Source organism: Nocardioides sp. JQ2195 (assembly GCF_012272695.1).
In the GTDB taxonomy this organism is placed as follows: Bacteria; Actinomycetota; Actinomycetes; order Propionibacteriales; family Nocardioidaceae; genus Nocardioides.
The window spans coordinates 323,596-342,108 of sequence record NZ_CP050902.1 but is presented as its reverse complement, the minus strand read 5'-3'; the positions used below and the strand labels follow the sequence as shown (position 1 = coordinate 342,108).

Below are 18,513 nucleotides of genomic sequence, written 5' to 3'. Positions count from 1 at the left end.
TCGACCGGCGTGGGGCAGGATGGGGCCGTCATGTCGCTGAACACTCCTGCTCCCGGCACCCGCTTCGGTCGCTACCGCATCGACGAGCGCATCGGCATGGGCGGCATGGGCGTGGTCTTCCGGGCCACCGACACGCACCTGAACCGCACGGTGGCGCTGAAGGTGATGGCCGGCCGGCTGACCGGGGACGACGCGTTCACCCAGCGCTTCGAGCGCGAGGCCGACATCATGGCCCGTCTCGACTCCCCCCACGTGATCGCGATCCTGGACCACGGCGTCGAGGACGGCGTCCCGTGGATCGCCACCCAGTTCGTCCGGGGCGGCGACCTCTCCGACCTGTTGCGCGAGACCGGGAGCCTGTCGCTGACCCGCGCCGCGAACGTGTCCGCGCAGATCGCCGAGGCACTCTCCGACGCCCACCGGGCCGGCGTCGTGCACCGCGACGTGAAGCCGAGCAACGTGCTGCTGCGCGAGAGCCCCCTCGACAGCAGCGGGTCCGAGCCCTTCGCCTACCTGTGCGACTTCGGCATCGCCCATGCCGGCAGCACCGGCCTCACCCAGACCGGCGGTGTCGCCGGCAGCTGGGCCTGGCTGGCACCCGAGCGCACCAAGGGCGACCCGGGGACCGCGCGCTCCGACATCTACGCCCTCGGCTGCGTGCTGTGGGCCACGCTGACCGGCCACGCGCCGTACGCCGGCTCCGACGTCGAGGTCGCCCTGGCCCAGGTCCGGGACCCGGTGCCCCAGTTCATCGGCGACGACCCTGCGACGACCCGGGTGAACGCCGTCCTCGCCAAGGCCCTGGCCAAGGATCCCGCCGACCGCTATCCGACGGCCGCTGAGTTCCGCGTCGACCTGCTCTCCCTGACCCGCCTCGGCGACCGCGCACTGGTCGCCCCGGAAGGCCCCACCCACGCACCCGACGGCACCGGGACGGCCGTGCGCGACGGTTCCCGCTCCGGCACGTCCCGCCAGCGGCCCGGCGCCCCGCGGTGGCCGGTCGCTGCGCTGCTCGCGCTCGCCCTCGTCGCCGGGGCGTCGTACGCCGTGTGGCGTCAGCAGGGCGATGACCAGCCGCCCGGGCAGGAGCCCGCCGCGATCCAGGGTGACGTCGACGGTGACGGCCGGGGCGACCTGGTCTTCCGCTGGTTCAACTGGGGCAGCAAGTACAAGGAGGGCCGCAACTTCCTGGTCCGCTCCACGGGCACGTCCTTCGCCGAGCCCCGGCGGACGTCTCAGCCCGACGGCTACATGGTGCGTGGAGACGTGGACGGCGACGGGCACGACGACGTGGTGGCGATCGACGACAACCTGGAGACCAAGGGGCTCGACGTCACCGTCATCAGCAGCGACGGCACCCAGTCCGGCGTCGCCTTCGGTCGGCGCGGCCACCGCGACGACGCGTTCCCGGTGATGGCCGACGTCAACGGCGACGGCCTCGACGACCTGCTGCTGACCTGGGCACGCCGGCCCGACGATGCCCGGTCCACGCTCGAGCTCGAGCTGGCCGTGGCCACCGACAACGGTTTCGCGCAGCCCACCCCGGCCGGCACCATCGCGGGCTGGGCCGGCTACGGCGAGGTGATGGTGGCCGGTGATGTCGACGGCGACCGGCGCGACGACCTGGTCCTGCGTCGCACCCACGCGGGCGAGGACGGTCCGGAGGCGGAGCTGCGGGTGCTGCGCTCCGACGGTTCCGGGTTCGCCCCGGCGAGCGCCGGGCAGGCGACGCCCTTCGACGGCCCGGTTCCGCCACCCGTCGACGTGGCCGACCTCGACGGGGACGGGACCGAAGAGGTGGTGGTCCTGGTGCGTGACGTTCCCGGCATCCTGCGCGTGCACCGGTTCGAGGACGATGCCCTCTCCGAGGGCGAGGACTGGGCCACCGACCCCGTCGGCGACCCTGAGGGGACTGCGGCCCTGGCCCTGGTCGACGTCGACGGTGACGGGAAGTCGGACGCCGTGCTGCAGCGCAGCAACACCGAGACCCACGTGCGTCTCGACGTCGCCCTGTCCACGGGCGAGTCGTTCCGGGCGCCCTCCCGCTGGGCCGAGGTCGCCTGCCTCAACAAGGAGTGCGACGAGACCTGGTCGATCGTGACCGACAACATCACCTGACCCCGGCGTCAGCTGTCGTGGACCACGATCGTCTGCTCGCGACCCGGTCCGACACCGACACCCCAGAACGGCGCACCGCTGAGCTCCTCGAGCGCCTTCACGTAGACCTGCGCGTTCTTCGGCAGGTCCTCGAAGCGACGGCAGCCGGAGATGTCGGTCCCCCAGCCGTCGAAGAACTCATAGATCGGCGTGGCGTGGTGGAACTCGGTCTGCGTCATCGGCATCTCGTCGACCCGCTGGCCGTCGATCTCGTAGGCCACGCACACCGGGATGCGTTCCCAGTCGCCGAGGATGTCGAGCTTGGTCAGGAAGAACTCGGTGAGCCCGTTGACCCGGGTGGTGTAGCGCGCGATCACCGAGTCGTACCACCCGCAGCGACGGGTGCGGCCGGTGGAGACACCGATCTCACCGCCGAGCGTCTGCAGCTTCACGCCGTCGTCGTCGAACAGCTCGGTCGGGAACGGACCGGACCCGACGCGCGTCGTGTAGGCCTTGATCACGCCGATCACCCGGTCGATGCGGGTCGGCCCGACCCCGGCGCCCACGCACACCCCGCCGGAGACCGGGTTGCTGCTGGTCACGAACGGGTAGGTGCCGTGGTCGACGTCGAGCATCGTCGCCTGGGCGCCCTCGAAGAGCACCGTCTTGTCGGCGTCGAGCGCCTGGTTGAGCAGCAGCGACGTGTCGGCGACCATCGGCCGCAGCCGGTCGACGTACTGGGTGAGCTCCTCGACGACCGCGTCGACCTCGATCGCCCGGCGGTTGTAGACCTTGGTGAGCAGGTGGTTGCGCACGTCGAGTGCGGCCTCGATCTTCTCGCGCAGGATCTTCTCGTCGAAGAGGTCCGCGACGCGCACGCCGTAGCGGTTCACCTTGTCGGAGTACGCCGGCCCGATGCCGCGCCCCGTCGTGCCGATGTTGTTCTTGCCGAGGAAGCGCTCGGAGACCTTGTCGATCGTGGAGTGGTAGGACGCGATGACGTGGGCGTTGGCGCTGACCTTCAGGTCGGCCACCTCGACGCCACGCTCGATCAGGCCGTCGAGCTCACGGAAGAGCGCCTCGGGAGAGACCACGACGCCGTTGGCGATCACGGAGGTGGCGCCCGGGGTGAGGATGCCGCTGGGCAGCAGGTGGGTGGCGAACTTCTCGCCGTTCACCACGATGGTGTGGCCGGCGTTGTGGCCGCCGCTGGTGCGGACGACGTAGTCGATGGCCGTGTCCTGCGCGAGCAGGTCGGTCGCCTTGCCCTTGCCTTCGTCGCCCCACTGGGCGCCCAGAACGATGATCGCGGGCATGGAGTGCCCCCTCCGTAGACATGGAAACAGCCCGGCAACAGCGCAAGTGCTGAAACGGGCTCTTGCGACCACACGTTACCAAAGCCGACGGTAGGGTCACGGATCGTGGAACCATTGCTGCTGATCACCAACTCCCAGGCCGGGAGCTCCGACCAGGCCAATCTCGAGCTGGCCCTCGACGTCCTCCGCGCCGAGTGCAGTGTCGAGATCGCCGAGACGTCGAACCCCGGCGAGCTCGACGGCGTGCTGCACCGCGCCGGATCCCGTCGCATCGTGATCGCCGGCGGGGACGGCAGCATCCACGCCGTCGTGGCCGCCCTGCACCGGCGCAACGAGCTGGCCGGCAAGGTGCTCGGCCTGATCCCGCTGGGCACCGGCAACGACTTCGCCCGCAGTGCGGGGATCCCCGAGGACCCCGCGAAGGCCGCCCGTCTCGTGCTGCACGGCAAGCCCACCCCCACGGACCTGCTGGTCGACGAGTTCGGCGACATCGTGGTCAACAACGTGCACCTCGGCGCCAGCGCCCAGGCCGGCCGCCTCGGCTCCGCCGTCAAGGGCGTGCTGGGCAAGGTGAAGCTGGGCAAGATCGGCTATCCGATCGGCGCCGCCCTGGCCGCGCTCCGGCCGCACGTCCTGCGGCTGAAGGTCGAGGTGGACGGCAAGGTGGTCAACGACCTCGACCAGCCGGTGCTGATGGTCTCCCTCGGCAACGGCTCCGACGTCGGCGGAGGGACGACCCTCAACCCCGACGCCGAGCCGACCGACGGCTCGATCGACGTGATGATCTCCCGTGCCGTCCAGGGCTGGTCGAAGGTCAACTTCGCAACCCTGCTCTCACGCGGCGAGCACGACTCCCACGAGGACGTGCTCACCATGCGCGGCACGACGGTCACCGTTGCCGGTGAGGAGTTCTGGACCAGCGCCGACGGCGAGATCCACGGACCGGAGACCCGGCGGACCTGGCGGGTCGAGCCGGGCGCCTACTCCCTCACCCGCTAGACCCACCCGCGGCGCACCGCTTCGACACCCGCCTGGAAGCGGGTGTCGACACCGAGTTCCTGCAGCAGGTCGGCGACCCGACGGCGTACGGTCCGCAGGCTCAGGCCCATGGTGCGCGCGATCTGTTCGTCGCGCATGCCACGGCCCATCTGCTGCAGCAGCATGCGGCGGTCCGTGTCGCCCCGGGCCGCTCCGGGAACCACGACCGCTCGCGACCAGATCTCCTCGAAGAGCTCGGCCAGCACCGCGGTCATGCCGACCTGGCGGAGCAGGATGCGTCGCTGGTTGGCCACCCCCCACACCTCCGGGACCACCGCGCCGACACCCGCCACGACCGCCATCCGGCTCGGCACCTCGGGGACCAGGCGGACCTCCTCCCCCGCATCCATCCGCTCGAAGAGCGAGCGCGGCGCCTCCTCCAGCACCCGAGCCGGGTAGATCGCACGTGAGCGCTGGCCACGGGCCAGGGCGGCCCGGACGGCGCGTGACATCGCCGGCTCCTGGGGCAGCTTCCACTGGTCCGGGCGCAGCCACATCAGGTCCCCGCGGGACTCCGATACCCAGGCGCGCAGGGTCGCGTGCACGTCGTGGCCGGCGCGCAGCTCGACATCCGACAACCCCGGTCCGGCCGGCTGGTCGCCGAGCATCCCGCTGACGTCCGGGATCGAGACGCGGAGCCGTTCCAACCGGTCGACCACCGACCGGAGCTGGTCGGCCTCCGCGGCGACCACCTCGGCCAACAGGTCGTAGCCGGCAGGCACGCTCAGCTGGTCGTCGCTGACGGCCGCCACTCCCGCCGCGACCAGCGGCTCGAGGACCCGTTCGAGCTCCTCGCGGTCGATCTCGAGTGCCGCCGCGGCCTCGTCCAACGAGACGCCGGAGTGCGGTCGCAGCCGTTGGTGCCAGTCCACCTCCGACGGCGAGATGCCGAGCACGGCCAGCGCGTCGAGTCGTCTCAGGGGCATGGTTGGCAGGTTAGTGCCATTGGCCCATTTGTGACAGGACAGCGGCCGGGAACGGTGCCAAGATGTGCTGCGCAGGCAGACAGAACGGTCGAATCGCGGGGGGTTTGACCGCTCAGTCGTGCCTGATGGGCGTCGAAATGGGCTGTGGGCGGGACCATTTCGTCGCCCATTCATGCGTTCGGGAGGGCTCGGGTAGCGTTTCCCCTTGGCCAACCCACCCGAACCTTCAGGAGCGCGTCACCATGGCACGAGGCGGACCACAGACCCCGAGCGACTGGGTGACCCGGGCCGCCGACGACGCCGTTCGCCATGCCGGTGACGACGCCGAGCTGATCACCGTCGCCTCCGGAGCCAGCCCGTCGGGCCCGATCCACCTCGGCAACCTGCGTGAGTTCCTGACCGTGCACTTCGTCGCCGAGGAGCTGCGCTCACGCGGGCTCGACGTGCGCCACCTGCACTCGTGGGACGACTACGACCGGTTCCGCAAGGTGCCGGCAGGGGTCGACGAGTCGTGGCACGAGCACATCGGGCGCCCGCTCTCGGCCGTCCCGGACCCGTGGGGATGCCACGACTCCTGGGCCACGCACTTCAAGGCCCCGCTCCAGGACGCCCTGGCCGCGATGGGTGTCGAGATGGACGAGCTCTCGCAGACCGAGCTCTACCGGTCCGGCACCTACACCGAGCAGATCCTCACCGCCGTGCGCAACCGCGACCGCATCGAGCAGGTGCTGGCCCGCTACCGCACCAAGGCCGCGGCCCCGGTCGCCGAGTCCGAGCAGGAGGCCGTGGCACTGGCCGACTCCGTGACCGTCGAGGACGAGCCCACCGGTGACGACCTGCTGGCTCGCTTCCCCTACAAGCCCTACTGCCGCGACTGCGGCCGGGACACCACCACCGTCACGGCGTACGACGACGAGTCGACCGACCTCTCCTACACCTGCCAGTCGTGTTCCTTCGAGGGCATCACGAACCTCGCCACGCAGAGCGAGGGCAAGCTGGTGTGGAAGGTCGACTGGCCGATGCGCTGGGCCTTCGAGGGCGTGGACTTCGAGCCCGGCGGGGTCGACCACGCCTCTCCCGGGTCGTCGTACACGGTCGGCAAGGAGCTGGTGAAGGCGATCTACGGCGGCCGGGCACCCTCGTTCGTGGGCTACTCGTTCGTGGGCGTGGCCGGGATGGCGAAGATGTCGTCCTCCAGGGGAGGGGTGCCGACCGCGGCCGACGCCCTCAAGGTGCTCGAGGCCCCGATCCTGCGCTGGCTCTACGTGCGCCGCCAGCCCAAGCAGGCCTTCAACGTCGAGTTCGGGCCCGAGGTCGTGCGCCTCTACGACGAGTGGGACGCGCTCGGCCGCAAGGCAGCGAACCCCGACAAGCGCGACGCCCAGGTGCTCGCCTTCGAGCGCGCCGCGGCGACCACCACCGCCGGCACCCTGCCGACCCCCGAGGTCGTCGTCCCGTTCCGCACGCTGGCCTCGGTCGCCGACGTCACCGCCGGCTCCGCCGACATGATCAGCCAGATCATCGGTCGGGTCGGCCACGCACACGACTCGGTCGACGACCTGCAGCCGCGCCTGGACCGCGCGATGCAGTGGACCTCCGACTTCGTCGACGCCGAGGACCGCACGACGGTGCGCGCGACGCCCGACACCGCTCGGCTCGCTGCGCTCTCCGACGACGAGTCGCGCTGGGTCTCGCTGCTGCTGGAGACGTTGCCCTCGCCCCTGGAGCTCGACGAGGTGACGTCGGTGGTCTACGGCGTGCCGAAGCTCGCCCGCGGCCTGGCCGTCGACGATGCCCCGACCGACGAGGTGAAGGCCGACCAGAAGGCGTTCTTCAAGCTGCTCTACAACCTGCTCGTCGACAAGGACCGCGGACCACGCCTCCCGACGTTGATCGTGGCCCTCGGCGCCGACCGGGTGCGCGCGCTCCTGGGCTCCTGACGCACCAGCACCGCCCAAGGGCCGGCGTACGCCGCCCGCGCGAGGGCGTGCGCTCAGCCCAGCAGCTCGGCGTACGCCGTGGGGCTGGAGTCGCGCAGGAACTCCGAGCAGCGATCCCACTCGGCCTGCTCGCCGATGGCCTTCGCCGACTTGGCGAGAAGCGCCAGTGAGCGCAGGAAGCCGCGGTTCGGCTCGTGCTCCCACGGGACCGGGCCGTGGCCCTTCCAGCCGTTGCGGCGCAGCATGTCGAGGGAGCGGTGGTAGCCGACCCGAGAGTAGGCGTAGACGGTGACGTCATCGGCGCCCTGGTCGACGGCCTGCTCGGCCAACGCCGCCCAGGCGAAGGGCGACTCGGGGCGGCTGCGCACCACCTCCACGGGAGCAGCGCCGCCGGCAAGCTCGGCTGCGGCGGGGTCTTCGGGCAGGTGCGTGGGCGGGGGTCCCGCCATCAGGTCGACGTGGCTCATGTCGCCAAGCCTGCCACGCGGCCCCCGGCCACACTCAACGGGACAGGTCGCGCTCCTGCACGACCGGTCGGCCGGAGCACACCACGAACGTGGCGACGTGCACATTGCTTTGTCACTGCAAGGGTGTTGACTGTTCTCGTGACAGACACCGACACCACCGCTGCGCCGACGACGCACGAGACCAACCCATGGCCGGCGCTCTTCGCGCTCTGTCTCGGCTTCTTCATGATCCTGGTCGACATGACGATCGTGACGGTCGCGACGCCCGACATCATGAGCGACCTCGACGCCGAGGTGAACTCCGTCGTCTGGGTGACCAGCGCCTACCTCCTGGCGTACGCCGTCCCGGTGCTGATCACAGGTCGGCTCGGCGACCGCTTCGGCCCCAAGCGCCTCTACCTGGCAGGACTGACCGTCTTCACGATCGCGTCCCTGTGGTGCGGGCTCACCAGCACCGTCGAGATGCTGATCGGCGCCCGTGTGCTGCAGGGGTTCGGGGCCGCGATGATGGCGCCGCAGACGATGGCGATCATCACCCGCATCTTCCCGGCCGCCCGCCGTGGTCAGGCGATGTCCCTGTGGGGCGCCACCGCCGGAGTCGCCACGCTCGTCGGGCCGCTGCTCGGCGGGGTGCTGGTCGGCCAGCTCGGGTGGGAGTGGGTCTTCTTCGTCAACATCCCGGTGGGTGTCATCGCCTACGTCCTGGCCCAGCGCCTGGTGCCGTCCCTCGAGACCCACCAGCACACGTTCGACTGGCTCGGCGTGGCCCTGTCCGGGATCGGGATGTTCTGCCTGGTGTTCGGCATCCAGGAGGGCCATCAGTACGACTGGTCGAGGATCACCGGCGTGATCACGGTCTGGCGACTCATCGTCACCGGTCTCGTCGTGCTGGCGATCTTCATCCTCTGGCAGGCGCGCAACCGCAAGGAGCCGCTGGTCCCGCTGCGCCTGTTCCGCGACCGCAACTTCTCGGTCTCCAACCTGGCCATCTCCACGATGTCGTTCGCCATCACGTCCATCGGCTTCCCCTTCATGCTCTACGCCCAGCTGGTCCGCGGCCTCTCCCCGACCCGCGCAGCCCTGCTCCTGGTGCCGATGGCGCTGATGAGCATCGTGCTGGCTCCCGGGGTCGGCAAGCTGATCGACCGGCTGCACCCGCGCAACATCACCGCGATCGGTTTCCTCGCCGCGTCCGGGTCCTTGTTCTGGCTCTCCCGGGTGATGACCCCCGAGGCCTCCACCTGGGAGTTCATCGCCCCGATGGCGCTGCTCGGAGCCGGCAGCGCCGCGGTCTGGGCGCCGCTGACCGCGACCGCCACCCGCAACCTGCCGATGAACCTGGCCGGCGCCGGTGCGGGGGTCTACAACGCCACCCGCCAGGTCGGTGCCGTGCTCGGCTCGGCCGCGATCGCCGTGCTCATGGATGCCAGGCTGGCCAAGCACCTGCCCGGTGTGGATGCCGGGCCGGAGGCCTCGCTGACCGGTTCACTGCCCGCCGCGGTGCACGTGCCCTTCAGCCAGGCGATGGCCGACTCGATGCTGCTGCCACCCGCCGTGCTGCTCGTCGGCTTCGCCGCCGTGCTGTTCTTCGTCAAGCCCAGCCACGAGCGCTGAGCCGAGCCCGTCCGCCTTCACCCCGGGCGCGCGCTCGTTCCGCGGTCCTCGCCTCGGGCACGTCACCTGGGGGTCGGTGGGGTCAGCCGCGGAGCGAGGTGCCGGCCGAGCTCAGGTTCTCGCACGCCTCGACGACCCGGGCAGCCATCCCGGCCTCGGCGGCCTTGCCCCAGGCGCGCGGGTCGTAGGCCTTCTTGCTGCCCACCTCGCCGTCCACCTTGAGCACACCGTCGTAGTTGTGGAACATGTGCGCGGCGGCAGGTCGGGTGAAGGCGTACTGCGTGTCGGTGTCGACGTTCATCTTGATCACGCCGTGGCCCACGGCGGCGGCGATCTCCTCCGGCGTCGAGCCGGAGCCGCCGTGGAAGACCAGGTCGAAGGGCTTGGAGCCGGCCTCGAGGCCCAGCTCGGCGACGACCGCGTCCTGGGCGGTCCTGAGGATCTCGGGTCGCAGCTTCACGTTGCCGGGCTTGTAGACCCCGTGCACGTTGCCGAAGGTCAGCGCCGTCATGTAGCGACCCTTCTCACCGACGCCGAGCGCGGCCACGGTCGCCAGCGCGTCCTCGGGGGTCGTGTAGAGCTGGTCGTTGATCTCGTTGGCGACGCCGTCCTCCTCGCCACCGACGACACCGATCTCGACCTCGAGGATGATCCTGGCCGCGGCACACGCCTCGAGCAGCTCCTCGGCGATGACGAGGTTCTCCTCCAGGGGTACGGCGGAACCGTCCCACATGTGCGACTGGAACAGCGGCAGTTCACCCCGGTCGACGCGCTCCCTCGACAGCGCCAGCAGCGGGCGCACGAAGCCGTCGAGCTTGTCCTTGGGGCAGTGGTCGGTGTGCAACGCGATGTTGACCGGGTAGTTCTTCGCCACCTCGGCGGCATAGGCCGCGAACGCGACGGAGCCGGTGACCATGTCCTTCACGGAGGGGCCGGAGAGGTACTCCGCACCCCCTGTCGAGACCTGGATGATGCCGTCCGAGCCTGCGTCCGCGAAGCCCTGGAGCGCGGCGTTCAGCGTCTGTGAGGACGAGACGTTGATGGCCGGGTAGGCAAAGCCTCGGGCCTTGGCTGCATCGAGCATCTCGGCGTAGACCTCGGGGGTGGCGATCGGCATCGCGAAATCTCCTCTTGCGGACAGGCAGCGGTCGGCGCCCACCCTAGGCCATGGCGCTCGATCGGGGTCAGCCCAAGTCACACTTCAGCACGGGTTCGGAGACGTGGCTGCCCCGCACCGTCCGAACGGTGACGCAGCGCTCGCCCCCGGAGCGCACGACGAGGGTGGTCCGATCGGTCTCGATCGCGTGCGCCGGATCCAGCGAGAGTGCCGAGGGATCGGCCTGCAGGTGCAGTGAGTAGGTGTCGCCCGGCTGGGGATCCGGGTTCTTCCACGCCACCCTGAGCTGGTCCGGACCACGCACCGAGACCGACACCGACGTGGGCGTGAGCGGCCCGGCCGGGCCGATCGGGTCGACCGCCTCGGGCTTCGTCACGGGCGCCTCCTCCTGCTCGGTGCCCCCCGGGGCCCGGGTGCCGAGCCAGATCGCACCGGCCACGACGGCCAGCACCACGAGGAGCCCCGCCACGACCAGCGGTGCCCTGTGCGAGCCGGCCCCCGGCGCAGCTGACGATCTCCCCCCGGCGCTTCGCGCCCGCAGACGAGTCGCGTCGTCCCCCCGCGGCGACTGGCCCACCGGTGGCGCACCCCACCCCGGATGGACGGTCGGCGAGGTCGATCCGGACGGCGAGGTGGACGGCACGTCCGGGTCGATCGACACGAAGCCGCTCACCCTGGTGCCGCCGACTCCCTCCTCAGCCACCACGTCCGCGACGTGCTCGTCCAGCACGTCGACCGTGGTCACCGGCTGGTGCAGCTCGGCCTGGATCCCCTGCAGGGCACGGGCGAAGGACAGCGCCGTGTCGAAGCGCTCGTGCGGCGACTTCGCCATCGCCGTCCGCAGTGCCCGCTCGAGGGACTCCGGAACGTCGCGACGGCCCGTCGGGGGCACCGGCATGCCCTTGACGCGGGCACCCAGGGAGACGGAGTCGTTGGCGCCGCCGGGAGCGTAGAACGGCGAGTGGCCCACCAGGGCGGCCCACAAGGTCGCGGCCAGCGAGTAGACGTCGCTGCTGGCGCCCATGGGCGCCCCGGCGGTGAGCTGCTCCGGAGGCGCCCAGGGCACCGACACCCCGATGCCCTGGCCGGCGCCGGCGCTGCTGGTGTTGACCGAGATGCCGAAGTCGGTCAGTGCCGCGCGGCCGAACTCGGTGAACAGGATGTTGGCCGGCTTGATGTCCCGGTGCAGGATGCCCAACCGGTGCGCGGTCTCGACGGCGCCGCACAGCTGCACGACCACGTCGAGGGCCTTGGCGACACTCAGCGGCCGCTTGCGCAGCCGGACCAGGAGGTGCGGCGGTGGGCAGAACTCCATCACCAGGTACGGCCGACCGTCCGGAGTGATCGCGGCCTGGTAGATGCTGACGATCGAAGGGTGGTTGGACAGCTGCGCCATCACGCTCGCCTCGGCCGCGAAGGAGGCGTGCACGTCGGCGTCGATGTCGGTGAGCAGGACCTTGACGGCCACCAGCCGTCCGAGCCCGAGCTGTTCGTACTTGAAGACGTCCGAGAAGCCCCCGCCGCCCAGCAGCTCGACGTACTCGAAGCCCGGCAGCTGGGGCGGGGCGACGTGTGGGCCGCTCATGGCAACTCCTCGAATCGCAGTCGTACGCCGTGTCCCAGGTCGACGACGTCCCCGGGCACGAGGATCTGGGACGTGTCGGAGAGACGGATCAGTCGTTGCCCGCTGCGGCGCAGGAAGGTGCCGTTGGTCGATCCGAGGTCCACGACCAACACGTTCCAGTCCTCGATGTGCAGCGCCAGGTGGCTCGAGGAGATGTGTGAGTGCGGGAGTCGCATCAGCCGCGGCTCCTCGCTCCCCGTGAACCTGCTGGCCCGGGGAGCCCGGCCGACCACCACCGGGCCGGTCAGGTCCAGGCTCTCCCCGGAGGTCGCGATCACCCGCCCCATCACCGGTCGCGGCACTCGGACCGGGGCCGCGGACAGGGTGGCCGCGCACACCCGGCAGGTCGGCCGTTGCGGTGGGTTGGCATGGCCCGCGGGGCACCGGACGGCAAGCAGGTCCCTGGTGTGCCCGGGCGCGACCAGCGGCGGGGACGAGGCACTTCCCGGCACCCGGGCCACCGTGTGGCCGTCGTGCTCGACCGACGGCGCCGATCGCACGAAGCCCGGCGAGCCCGGGGCCGCCGAGATGAAACCGGCGCCGGGTCGCCCCGCCGGCGAGGGCACCGCGGCACCGTCGGCAGCCCACCGCATCGCCGACGCGGGCACGACCCCGGCGTCCAGCATCCGTCCGGGCACGGTCGGGGAGGCATCGCCGTCACGGGTGAGGACCACCCCGGCCGCCTGGCGGACCCGTCTCTCCGCCCAGGTCAGCACGCCGTTGCCGCAGGCCGCCACCGGCTCGCCCGGTGCCGTCGCGGTGGCCACGAACCGCCCCCGCGCTGCGAGGTGGAGGCTGCCACCGGGGGCGCCGACCGCCACCGTGAACTCGGGCAGGTCGAGCAACCCGGTGCCGAGGGCCTCGGACAGACCGGTCAGGAAGTCGCCGAGCTCCCGGACGTCGCGGACGCGCTGCCACAGACGATTGGCGGTCTCGAGGTCCACCGCGCCGTCGAGCAGCGCCACGCCGAACGGCCAGGCCAGGCCGTGCTGCTCCCCCGGGGTCCAGTGTGCGCTCACCCCATCACCCCGCTCACGCCCTGCTGCGTCAGGCTGGGCCGGGTCTCGTCGCCGAGGGGGTCGTGCTCGAACGTCTCGAGGGTGTCGTCGGGCTCGCTGAGGTCGGGGTGCCCGACGCCGCGCACCACCTGGGCATCGACGACCACGGCTGTGACGTTGTCTCGCCCGCCGGAGCGAACCGCCGCGGCGACCAGCTCGGCGGCCGCCTCGGAAGGATCGGGGTGGGCCATCAGCAGCGCGGCGATCAGCGGATCGCTGAGCTCTCCGGTGAGCCCGTCGGAGCAGATCAGCACGCGGTCGTCGACCCGGGCCGGGACCAGCCACCGGTCCGGGTCACGGCTCCCGGCCACGCCACCCCCGATGGCCCGGGTGATCACGTTCCTGGTGGTGCGGGCGTCGGCCTCGGCGACGCTCAGCCCGCGGTCGAGGAGGTCCTGGTGCTCCGAGTGGTCGACGGTGACCTGGTCGAGCACCTCGTCACGCAGGAGGTAGGTGCGCGAGTCGCCGATGTTGAAGACCAGCCACGTCGGCGCTCCCTCGTGCACCGTCAGCGCCGCGCCGGACAGGGTGGACCCGGGTGCCCCCGGGCGCACAGCAGCCAGGCCGTCGACCACGGTGCCCGCGTGGGCAGCCGCCGAGGTGACGTGCTCGGCGGTGGCCCAGTGCTCCCACGGCGCCGAACCGAAGGCTTCGACCACCAGGTCGGCCGCGACCCGGCCGGACTCGTGGCCGCCCATCCCGTCGGCGACCAGGAACACGGGTGCCCGGATCAGCCAGGCGTCCTGGTTCTCCGCGCGCACCAGCCCGGGGTGGGTGGCCGCGCCGGCCCCCACCTCGAAGACCGTTCCGCGCAATCGTGGATTCATCGCAGTGACCGTATCGAGAAACGGGCGCGTAGCCGTTGCCACGGGCCGGACCCCTCGTGGAGCTCCTCGCGCAGTCCGTCGACGGCTTCCCAGACGGCGTCCACGTCGCTGCTCGTGGGGTCGGTGACACCGAAGACGTGGCCGTCCACCCGATGGGCCATGGTGGTCCCGGACGACGTCGGGATGCGGTCGCCGAGGATCATCGCCGCTTCGGTGCGAGTCGCCTGGCGCGGCACGGAGAGGCCGACGTCGGCCCCGAGGTCGATGATCTCGGACCAGCCGCCGCTGATCCGGTCGGCCAGGCGCGGGGCGTTGCGACGACGCTGGCGGCGCCGGGACTTCAGCGCGGCCACCACCAGGAAGGGGGCCAGGAGCAGGAGCAGGACGCCGGTGCCGATGGCCACCCACCTCAGCACCACGGCGACCGTGGAGTCGTCGTCGTCGCGACGATCGACGTCGGAGTCGGCGGGCGGTGGCTCGCGTGGCTCACGTTCCTCGGGGACCTCCGGAGGGGGCAGCACCTGGGGCTCGTTGCGGGGGTTGGGCTCCGGCGTGTTCACCTCGGGGGTCTGGTCCTCCGGCGGCGTCGGGTCGAACGTCACCCACCCGGCGTCGCCGAACAGGACCTCGACCCACACGTGCGCGTCGTCTCCCGTGATCGCCAGGGGCGCGCTCCCGCTCGTCCCGGTGTCGGGGTGGAACCCCATCACCACGCGCGCCGGCAGATCCAGGTCGCGCGCCATCAGGGCGAACGCGACGGCGTACTGCTCGTCGTCGCCGATCATCTGCTGGCTCTGGCTCTCCAGGAGCTGGCTGATCCGCGTGACCGTGTGCCCGGCGTACGACGGAACTCCCTCGTCGGTGCCGTTGGCGAAGAAGCCGTCCTGGCGGAACCTGCTCTCGATCTGCCGCAGCTGCTCCATCGGTGTGACCGCGTCGCCGACGAACTCGGCGACCTTGTTGGACACCGCATCGACCCGCGCCGTGTTCTCCGGCATCCGGAAGGACCGGTCGGGCTCGAGGTCCGCCGGAAGTTCCTTGCTCTCGGCCGCGCTGAGGCTCGGGCGAGCCACGTCGACGGTGTACGTCGTGCCCTCACCGACCCCGGCCGTGGTCAGGGCCGTGCCCGTAGCGGGGTTGAAGAACAGGCCGGCAGCGAGGCCTTCCTCGTCGTCGCCGGCGAAGGTGACGCCACGCAGGTCACCTCCTCCGGGGACCCACACCCCGGAGTAGCCCACGATCCGGAAGGTCAGCTCGTCGACCGGGGTCTCGCTCCCGGAGAACTCGGAGGGCAGGATCTCCTGCCCCGCGTGGACGAACTGGGCCGAGCCCTCGGACACGCTGTAGACGTTGCCGTCGTAGAGGTCCATCGTCGCCAGCCGGATCCGGCCACCTTCCGGCAACCCCTCCACGGTGAAGAGGGTCTCCTTCTCCAGGGTCGCCGACAGGTGCCGGAACAGCGTGAGCGGGCTGGCGTAGTCACGCAGCTCGAGTGGCGGCACGACGTGGTCCCGGAGCACGGTGCGGTCCGGGTGCGGGGCCAGCAGCGCAAGGCCGGTGACCGCCAACCCGCCGGCCGCGGCGAGTGCGACCGCGCCGATCACTGCCTGGCGGATGCGGGGAGTGCGGGCCGTGGGGCCCGAGCGGCTGAAGATGGCGTGACCGCGCAGGTCACCGCGTCGGGTGCGCCACGACGCCCAGACCAGGGCGACGGCCGCGAACAGCGCACCCCGGAGCGCGCCGAAGGGTGCGTCGTGGGATCCCCACAGGATGCCCACGACCAAGAGGACCAGTGGCGCGAGCAGGCCACCCAGGACGACCCACCGCAGTGCACGCAGACGGAGCACTGAGCTCGTGGCCACCGTGGCGGTGACCAGCGCGCCCAGGAACGGCGCGACTGCCGGGCCGTCGAACTGGCCGGCCGGGAGCCCGACGGTCAGCAGGTCCCGCCAGGCCTGCCACGACAACAGGGTCAGGCGCCGGATCGTCTCCCCGGTCGGGAGGAACCCGGCGACGGTCGTCGAGGGCAGCGCGAACGGGCCCCCGAGGAGCAGGTAGCCGAGCATGGTGGCCAGCAACGTGCCCAGGCGGCTCCAGCGCCGCCACGCACCGAGGACGCCGATGCCGACGCCGAGGACGACGCCGCCACCGGCAGCGACGAGGCCCACCGCGCCGCCGAACACCGGACCGAACCCGATCGCGCCGAGGGACAGCAGGAGCGTGGTGGCAGCGACGTCGCCGGCGGCACGGCGTACCGCCGGCAGCTTCCACGGGGCGACGCGGCGCACGGTCCCACCCGTGAAGACGGACCGGGACCGGGAGCCGGTGGAGGTGCTGCTCATCGCAGGCTCCTGATCGCTCGGGGCAACGCCTGCACGTCGGGTACGTCGAGCAGCGTGAGGTCACCGATGCGGCGCTGGGTCGGCTCCGTCCCGCCGGCGCAGCGCACCGCGAACGACGACACCGACAGGGGCAACGCCTTGTGCGCCGCGCGCAGGTCGAGAGGCTCGGCCGGGCCACCGGCGAGCAGGGTGACCACCGAGGCCTGCGGCACCGCGCGGATCGCCTTGGCGGCCAGGTCACGCAGGGAGACCTGCTGCGTGGCCGGCTCGAGCTCGGCCAGCCGGTCGAGCATCAGGGGACCGCTCGCGGTCGGGACCAGCCCGCTGGAGGTGTGGATGCTGACCTGCCTCTCGAGCGAGAACGCGTGACGGCCCAGTGAGGCAGCCACCGAGATGGCCGCCTCCAGGTCGGCCTCGCTCCCGTAGTCGTCGGGGTGGGTGGGCAGCACCACCAACAGGTGGGCCCGGCGGGTCTCCTCGAACTGGCGCACCATGAGACGACCGACACGGGCCGTGGTGCGCCAGTGGATCGCCCGACGGTCGTCACCGGGTTGGTACTCCCGCAGGGCATGGAACGAGACGTCACTGGACGACAGCTCCTGCGTGGTCACGCCCTCGATGTCACGGATGAATCCCGTGCTGTCGTTGAGCAGTGCGACCGTGACCGGGTGGACGTAGAGGTCCACCGAGTCGGCCCAACGCTGCGTGCGCCCGAGCAGCCCCAACGGGTCGGTCCGCACGGAGGCCACCGGGCCGATGGTGATCACGCCACGGCGCCGGGTCGGCACGTCGAAGAGCTGCTCGTGCTCGTCGCCGGTGGCCAGGCTGGGCAGCATGAAGTGGGCCCGGCCGCGGCCCACGTTGAGCTCGATGCGGGTCGGGAAGAGCGCCCGGCGTCCGCGGTTGCGGATCAGCACCCGGCCGCTCGCGGTCTCCCCCGCGACGACGCGCTGGCGGTGCAGGTCGAACTCCACCTCGTAGATCGTTCGGCCCAGCACCCACGCCAGCGCGAACGCCAACAGGGCCAGGCAGACCAGCCCGAGCACCCGCAGCTCCATCCACCCCTGCGGGAGGCCCAGGACCACGCCGAGAACAGCGCCGACCACGGCGACCCAACCTGCTGGCGAGACCCACCGGCTGGCCGATGCCAGCACGGGTCAGGCACCCACCCCGCGCAGTTGCGGCGCGGGGACGGTCGCGAGGGCGCGTCCGATGACCGCCTCCGGCGTGGTGCCGGCGAAGTCGGCTTCGGGGGTGAGGATCAGTCGGTGGCACCAGACCGGGCCGATCAACGCCTTGACGTCGTCGGGGGTGGCGTAGTTGCGACCGTGCGCTGCCGCGAAGACCCGCACGGCACGGACCAGGGCGATGGCGCCGCGGGTCGAGACACCCAGGGCGGTGTCGCGGTCGTCACGGGTCGCCTCGGTGAGCGAGTGGACGTAGTCGATGATCGAGTGGTCGACGTGGTTCTCGCGGACCAGGTCGATCATCTGCGCGACCGCCTCGGCCGAGATGACGGGTGACAGGGCCTGGGTGCGGTCGGGGTGGGCCGATCCGCTGAGGATCTCGCGCGCGGCCTCACGGTCCGGGTAGCCCACGGACGTCTTCATCAGGAAGCGGTCGAGCTGCGCCTCGGGCAGCCGGTAGGTCCCGGCCTGCTCCACCGGGTTCTGCGTGGCGACCACCATGAAGGGACGGCCCACGTCGTGGCGTACCCCGTCCACGGTGATCCGGCCCTCCTCCATCACCTCGAGCAGCGCCGACTGGGTCTTGGGGGAGGCGCGGTTGATCTCGTCCGCCAGCACGATCGAGGCGAAGACGGGCCCCTTGTGGAACTCCCAGGTGCTGGTCCGCTGGTCATACATCGTCACGCCGGTGATGTCGGACGGGAGCAGGTCGGGGGTGAACTGGATCCGGCTGTTGCTCCCCTGCACGGTGGCCGCGATCGCGCGGGCGAGGGCCGTCTTGCCGGTTCCCGGCGCGTCCTCCAGCAACAGGTGCCCCTCGGCCAGCATCGTCACCAGCGCCAACCGGATCACCTCGGTCTTGCCCAGCAGTGCCCGGCCGATGTTGTCGGTCAGCTGGGTGAAGGTCTGCTGGAACCAGTCCGCGTTCTCGGCGGTCATGGGCATGGTCGAGCTCCTCGA

The 18,513-nt window shown here is 71.4% G+C and carries 14 protein-coding genes; 4 read left to right on the top strand and 10 right to left on the bottom strand.

Going from position 1 to position 18,513, the window contains the following annotated elements:
- The first annotated feature begins 30 nt into the window (after positions 1-30).
- Positions 31-2,118, top strand: coding sequence for a serine/threonine-protein kinase (locus tag ncot_RS01530; protein WP_168616018.1), 2,088 nt, complete (start codon positions 31-33; stop codon positions 2,116-2,118).
- Positions 2,119-2,126: 8 nt separating this feature from the next.
- Here the strand turns inward: ncot_RS01530 and ncot_RS01525 are convergent, their stop codons facing one another.
- Positions 2,127-3,413, bottom strand: a complete 1,287-nt coding sequence (locus ncot_RS01525) for an adenylosuccinate synthase (RefSeq protein ID WP_168616017.1) — start codon at positions 3,411-3,413, stop codon at positions 2,127-2,129.
- Between the two features lie 105 nt (positions 3,414-3,518).
- On the opposite strand from ncot_RS01525, the gene ncot_RS01520 reads away from it, so the two are divergent.
- The gene (locus ncot_RS01520; RefSeq protein ID WP_240938019.1) at positions 3,519-4,412 is read left to right on the top strand and encodes a diacylglycerol kinase family protein; all 894 of its coding nucleotides are present in this window, start codon (positions 3,519-3,521) and stop codon (positions 4,410-4,412) included.
- On the opposite strand, the gene ncot_RS01515 is transcribed toward ncot_RS01520, so the two are convergent.
- The gene (locus ncot_RS01515) at positions 4,409-5,377 is read right to left on the bottom strand and encodes a response regulator transcription factor (RefSeq protein ID WP_168616016.1); all 969 of its coding nucleotides are present in this window, start codon (positions 5,375-5,377) and stop codon (positions 4,409-4,411) included. The genes ncot_RS01520 and ncot_RS01515 overlap by 4 nt on opposite strands.
- A gap of 242 nt (positions 5,378-5,619) precedes the next feature.
- Here ncot_RS01515 and lysS point away from each other — a divergent pair, with 242 nt between their 5' ends.
- On the top strand, positions 5,620-7,317 hold the full coding sequence (gene lysS / locus ncot_RS01510) for a lysine--tRNA ligase (RefSeq protein WP_168616015.1): 1,698 nt from the start codon (positions 5,620-5,622) through the stop codon (positions 7,315-7,317).
- 53 nt (positions 7,318-7,370) lie between these two features.
- Here the strand turns inward: lysS and ncot_RS01505 are convergent, their stop codons facing one another.
- Entirely contained in the window at positions 7,371-7,784 is a 414-nt protein-coding gene (locus tag ncot_RS01505) for a DUF3151 domain-containing protein (RefSeq protein WP_168616014.1), read from the bottom strand.
- A 138-nt stretch (positions 7,785-7,922) separates the two neighbouring features.
- Here ncot_RS01505 and ncot_RS01500 point away from each other — a divergent pair, with 138 nt between their 5' ends.
- The gene (locus ncot_RS01500; protein WP_168616013.1) at positions 7,923-9,398 is read left to right on the top strand and encodes a DHA2 family efflux MFS transporter permease subunit; all 1,476 of its coding nucleotides are present in this window, start codon (positions 7,923-7,925) and stop codon (positions 9,396-9,398) included.
- A gap of 82 nt (positions 9,399-9,480) precedes the next feature.
- On the opposite strand, the gene fbaA is transcribed toward ncot_RS01500, so the two are convergent.
- From fbaA to ncot_RS01465, 7 genes are all read right to left on the bottom strand, one after another.
- Positions 9,481-10,515, bottom strand: coding sequence for a class II fructose-bisphosphate aldolase (gene fbaA, locus ncot_RS01495; RefSeq protein WP_168616012.1), 1,035 nt, complete (start codon positions 10,513-10,515; stop codon positions 9,481-9,483).
- Positions 10,516-10,582: 67 nt separating this feature from the next.
- Complete coding sequence (locus ncot_RS01490; protein ID WP_168616011.1) at positions 10,583-12,100, bottom strand: serine/threonine-protein kinase; 1,518 nt, start codon at positions 12,098-12,100, stop codon at positions 10,583-10,585.
- Positions 12,097-13,158: an FHA domain-containing protein gene (locus ncot_RS01485; RefSeq protein ID WP_168616010.1), complete on the bottom strand. Its 1,062-nt coding sequence runs from the start codon at positions 13,156-13,158 to the stop codon at positions 12,097-12,099. Before ncot_RS01485 ends, ncot_RS01490 begins: the two co-directional genes overlap by 4 nt.
- Positions 13,155-14,024, bottom strand: a complete 870-nt coding sequence (locus ncot_RS01480) for a protein phosphatase 2C domain-containing protein (RefSeq protein ID WP_168616009.1) — start codon at positions 14,022-14,024, stop codon at positions 13,155-13,157. The genes ncot_RS01485 and ncot_RS01480 overlap by 4 nt, the downstream gene beginning before the upstream one ends.
- Positions 14,021-16,366 (bottom strand): transglutaminase-like domain-containing protein, encoded by a 2,346-nt coding sequence (locus ncot_RS01475; RefSeq protein ID WP_168616008.1) that lies wholly within the window; start codon positions 16,364-16,366, stop codon positions 14,021-14,023. The genes ncot_RS01480 and ncot_RS01475 overlap by 4 nt, the downstream gene beginning before the upstream one ends.
- On the bottom strand, positions 16,363-17,472 hold the full coding sequence (locus ncot_RS01470) for a DUF58 domain-containing protein (RefSeq protein ID WP_168616007.1): 1,110 nt from the start codon (positions 17,470-17,472) through the stop codon (positions 16,363-16,365). The genes ncot_RS01475 and ncot_RS01470 overlap by 4 nt, the downstream gene beginning before the upstream one ends.
- A gap of 51 nt (positions 17,473-17,523) precedes the next feature.
- A complete protein-coding gene (locus ncot_RS01465) occupies positions 17,524-18,498 on the bottom strand; it encodes a MoxR family ATPase (protein WP_168616006.1) in 975 nt (324 codons plus the stop codon).
- Between the last annotated feature and the right edge of the window lie 15 nt (positions 18,499-18,513).

What these genes read in the sequence shown, in the direction of transcription:
- lysS (WP_168616015.1), top strand. Translation starts at nt 5,620, where the DNA reads ATGGCACGAGGCGGACCACAGACCCCGAGCGACTGGGTGACCCGGGCC.
- ncot_RS01465 (WP_168616006.1), bottom strand. Translation starts at nt 18,498, where the DNA reads ATGCCCATGACCGCCGAGAACGCGGACTGGTTCCAGCAGACCTTCACC.
- ncot_RS01525 (WP_168616017.1), bottom strand. Translation starts at nt 3,413, where the DNA reads ATGCCCGCGATCATCGTTCTGGGCGCCCAGTGGGGCGACGAAGGCAAG.
- ncot_RS01515 (WP_168616016.1), bottom strand. Translation starts at nt 5,377, where the DNA reads ATGCCCCTGAGACGACTCGACGCGCTGGCCGTGCTCGGCATCTCGCCG.
- fbaA (WP_168616012.1), bottom strand. Translation starts at nt 10,515, where the DNA reads ATGCCGATCGCCACCCCCGAGGTCTACGCCGAGATGCTCGATGCAGCC.
- ncot_RS01490 (WP_168616011.1), bottom strand. Translation starts at nt 12,100, where the DNA reads ATGAGCGGCCCACACGTCGCCCCGCCCCAGCTGCCGGGCTTCGAGTAC.
- ncot_RS01505 (WP_168616014.1), bottom strand. Translation starts at nt 7,784, where the DNA reads ATGAGCCACGTCGACCTGATGGCGGGACCCCCGCCCACGCACCTGCCC.
- ncot_RS01530 (WP_168616018.1), top strand. Translation starts at nt 31, where the DNA reads ATGTCGCTGAACACTCCTGCTCCCGGCACCCGCTTCGGTCGCTACCGC.
- ncot_RS01480 (WP_168616009.1), bottom strand. Translation starts at nt 14,024, where the DNA reads ATGAATCCACGATTGCGCGGAACGGTCTTCGAGGTGGGGGCCGGCGCG.
- ncot_RS01475 (WP_168616008.1), bottom strand. Translation starts at nt 16,366, where the DNA reads ATGAGCAGCACCTCCACCGGCTCCCGGTCCCGGTCCGTCTTCACGGGT.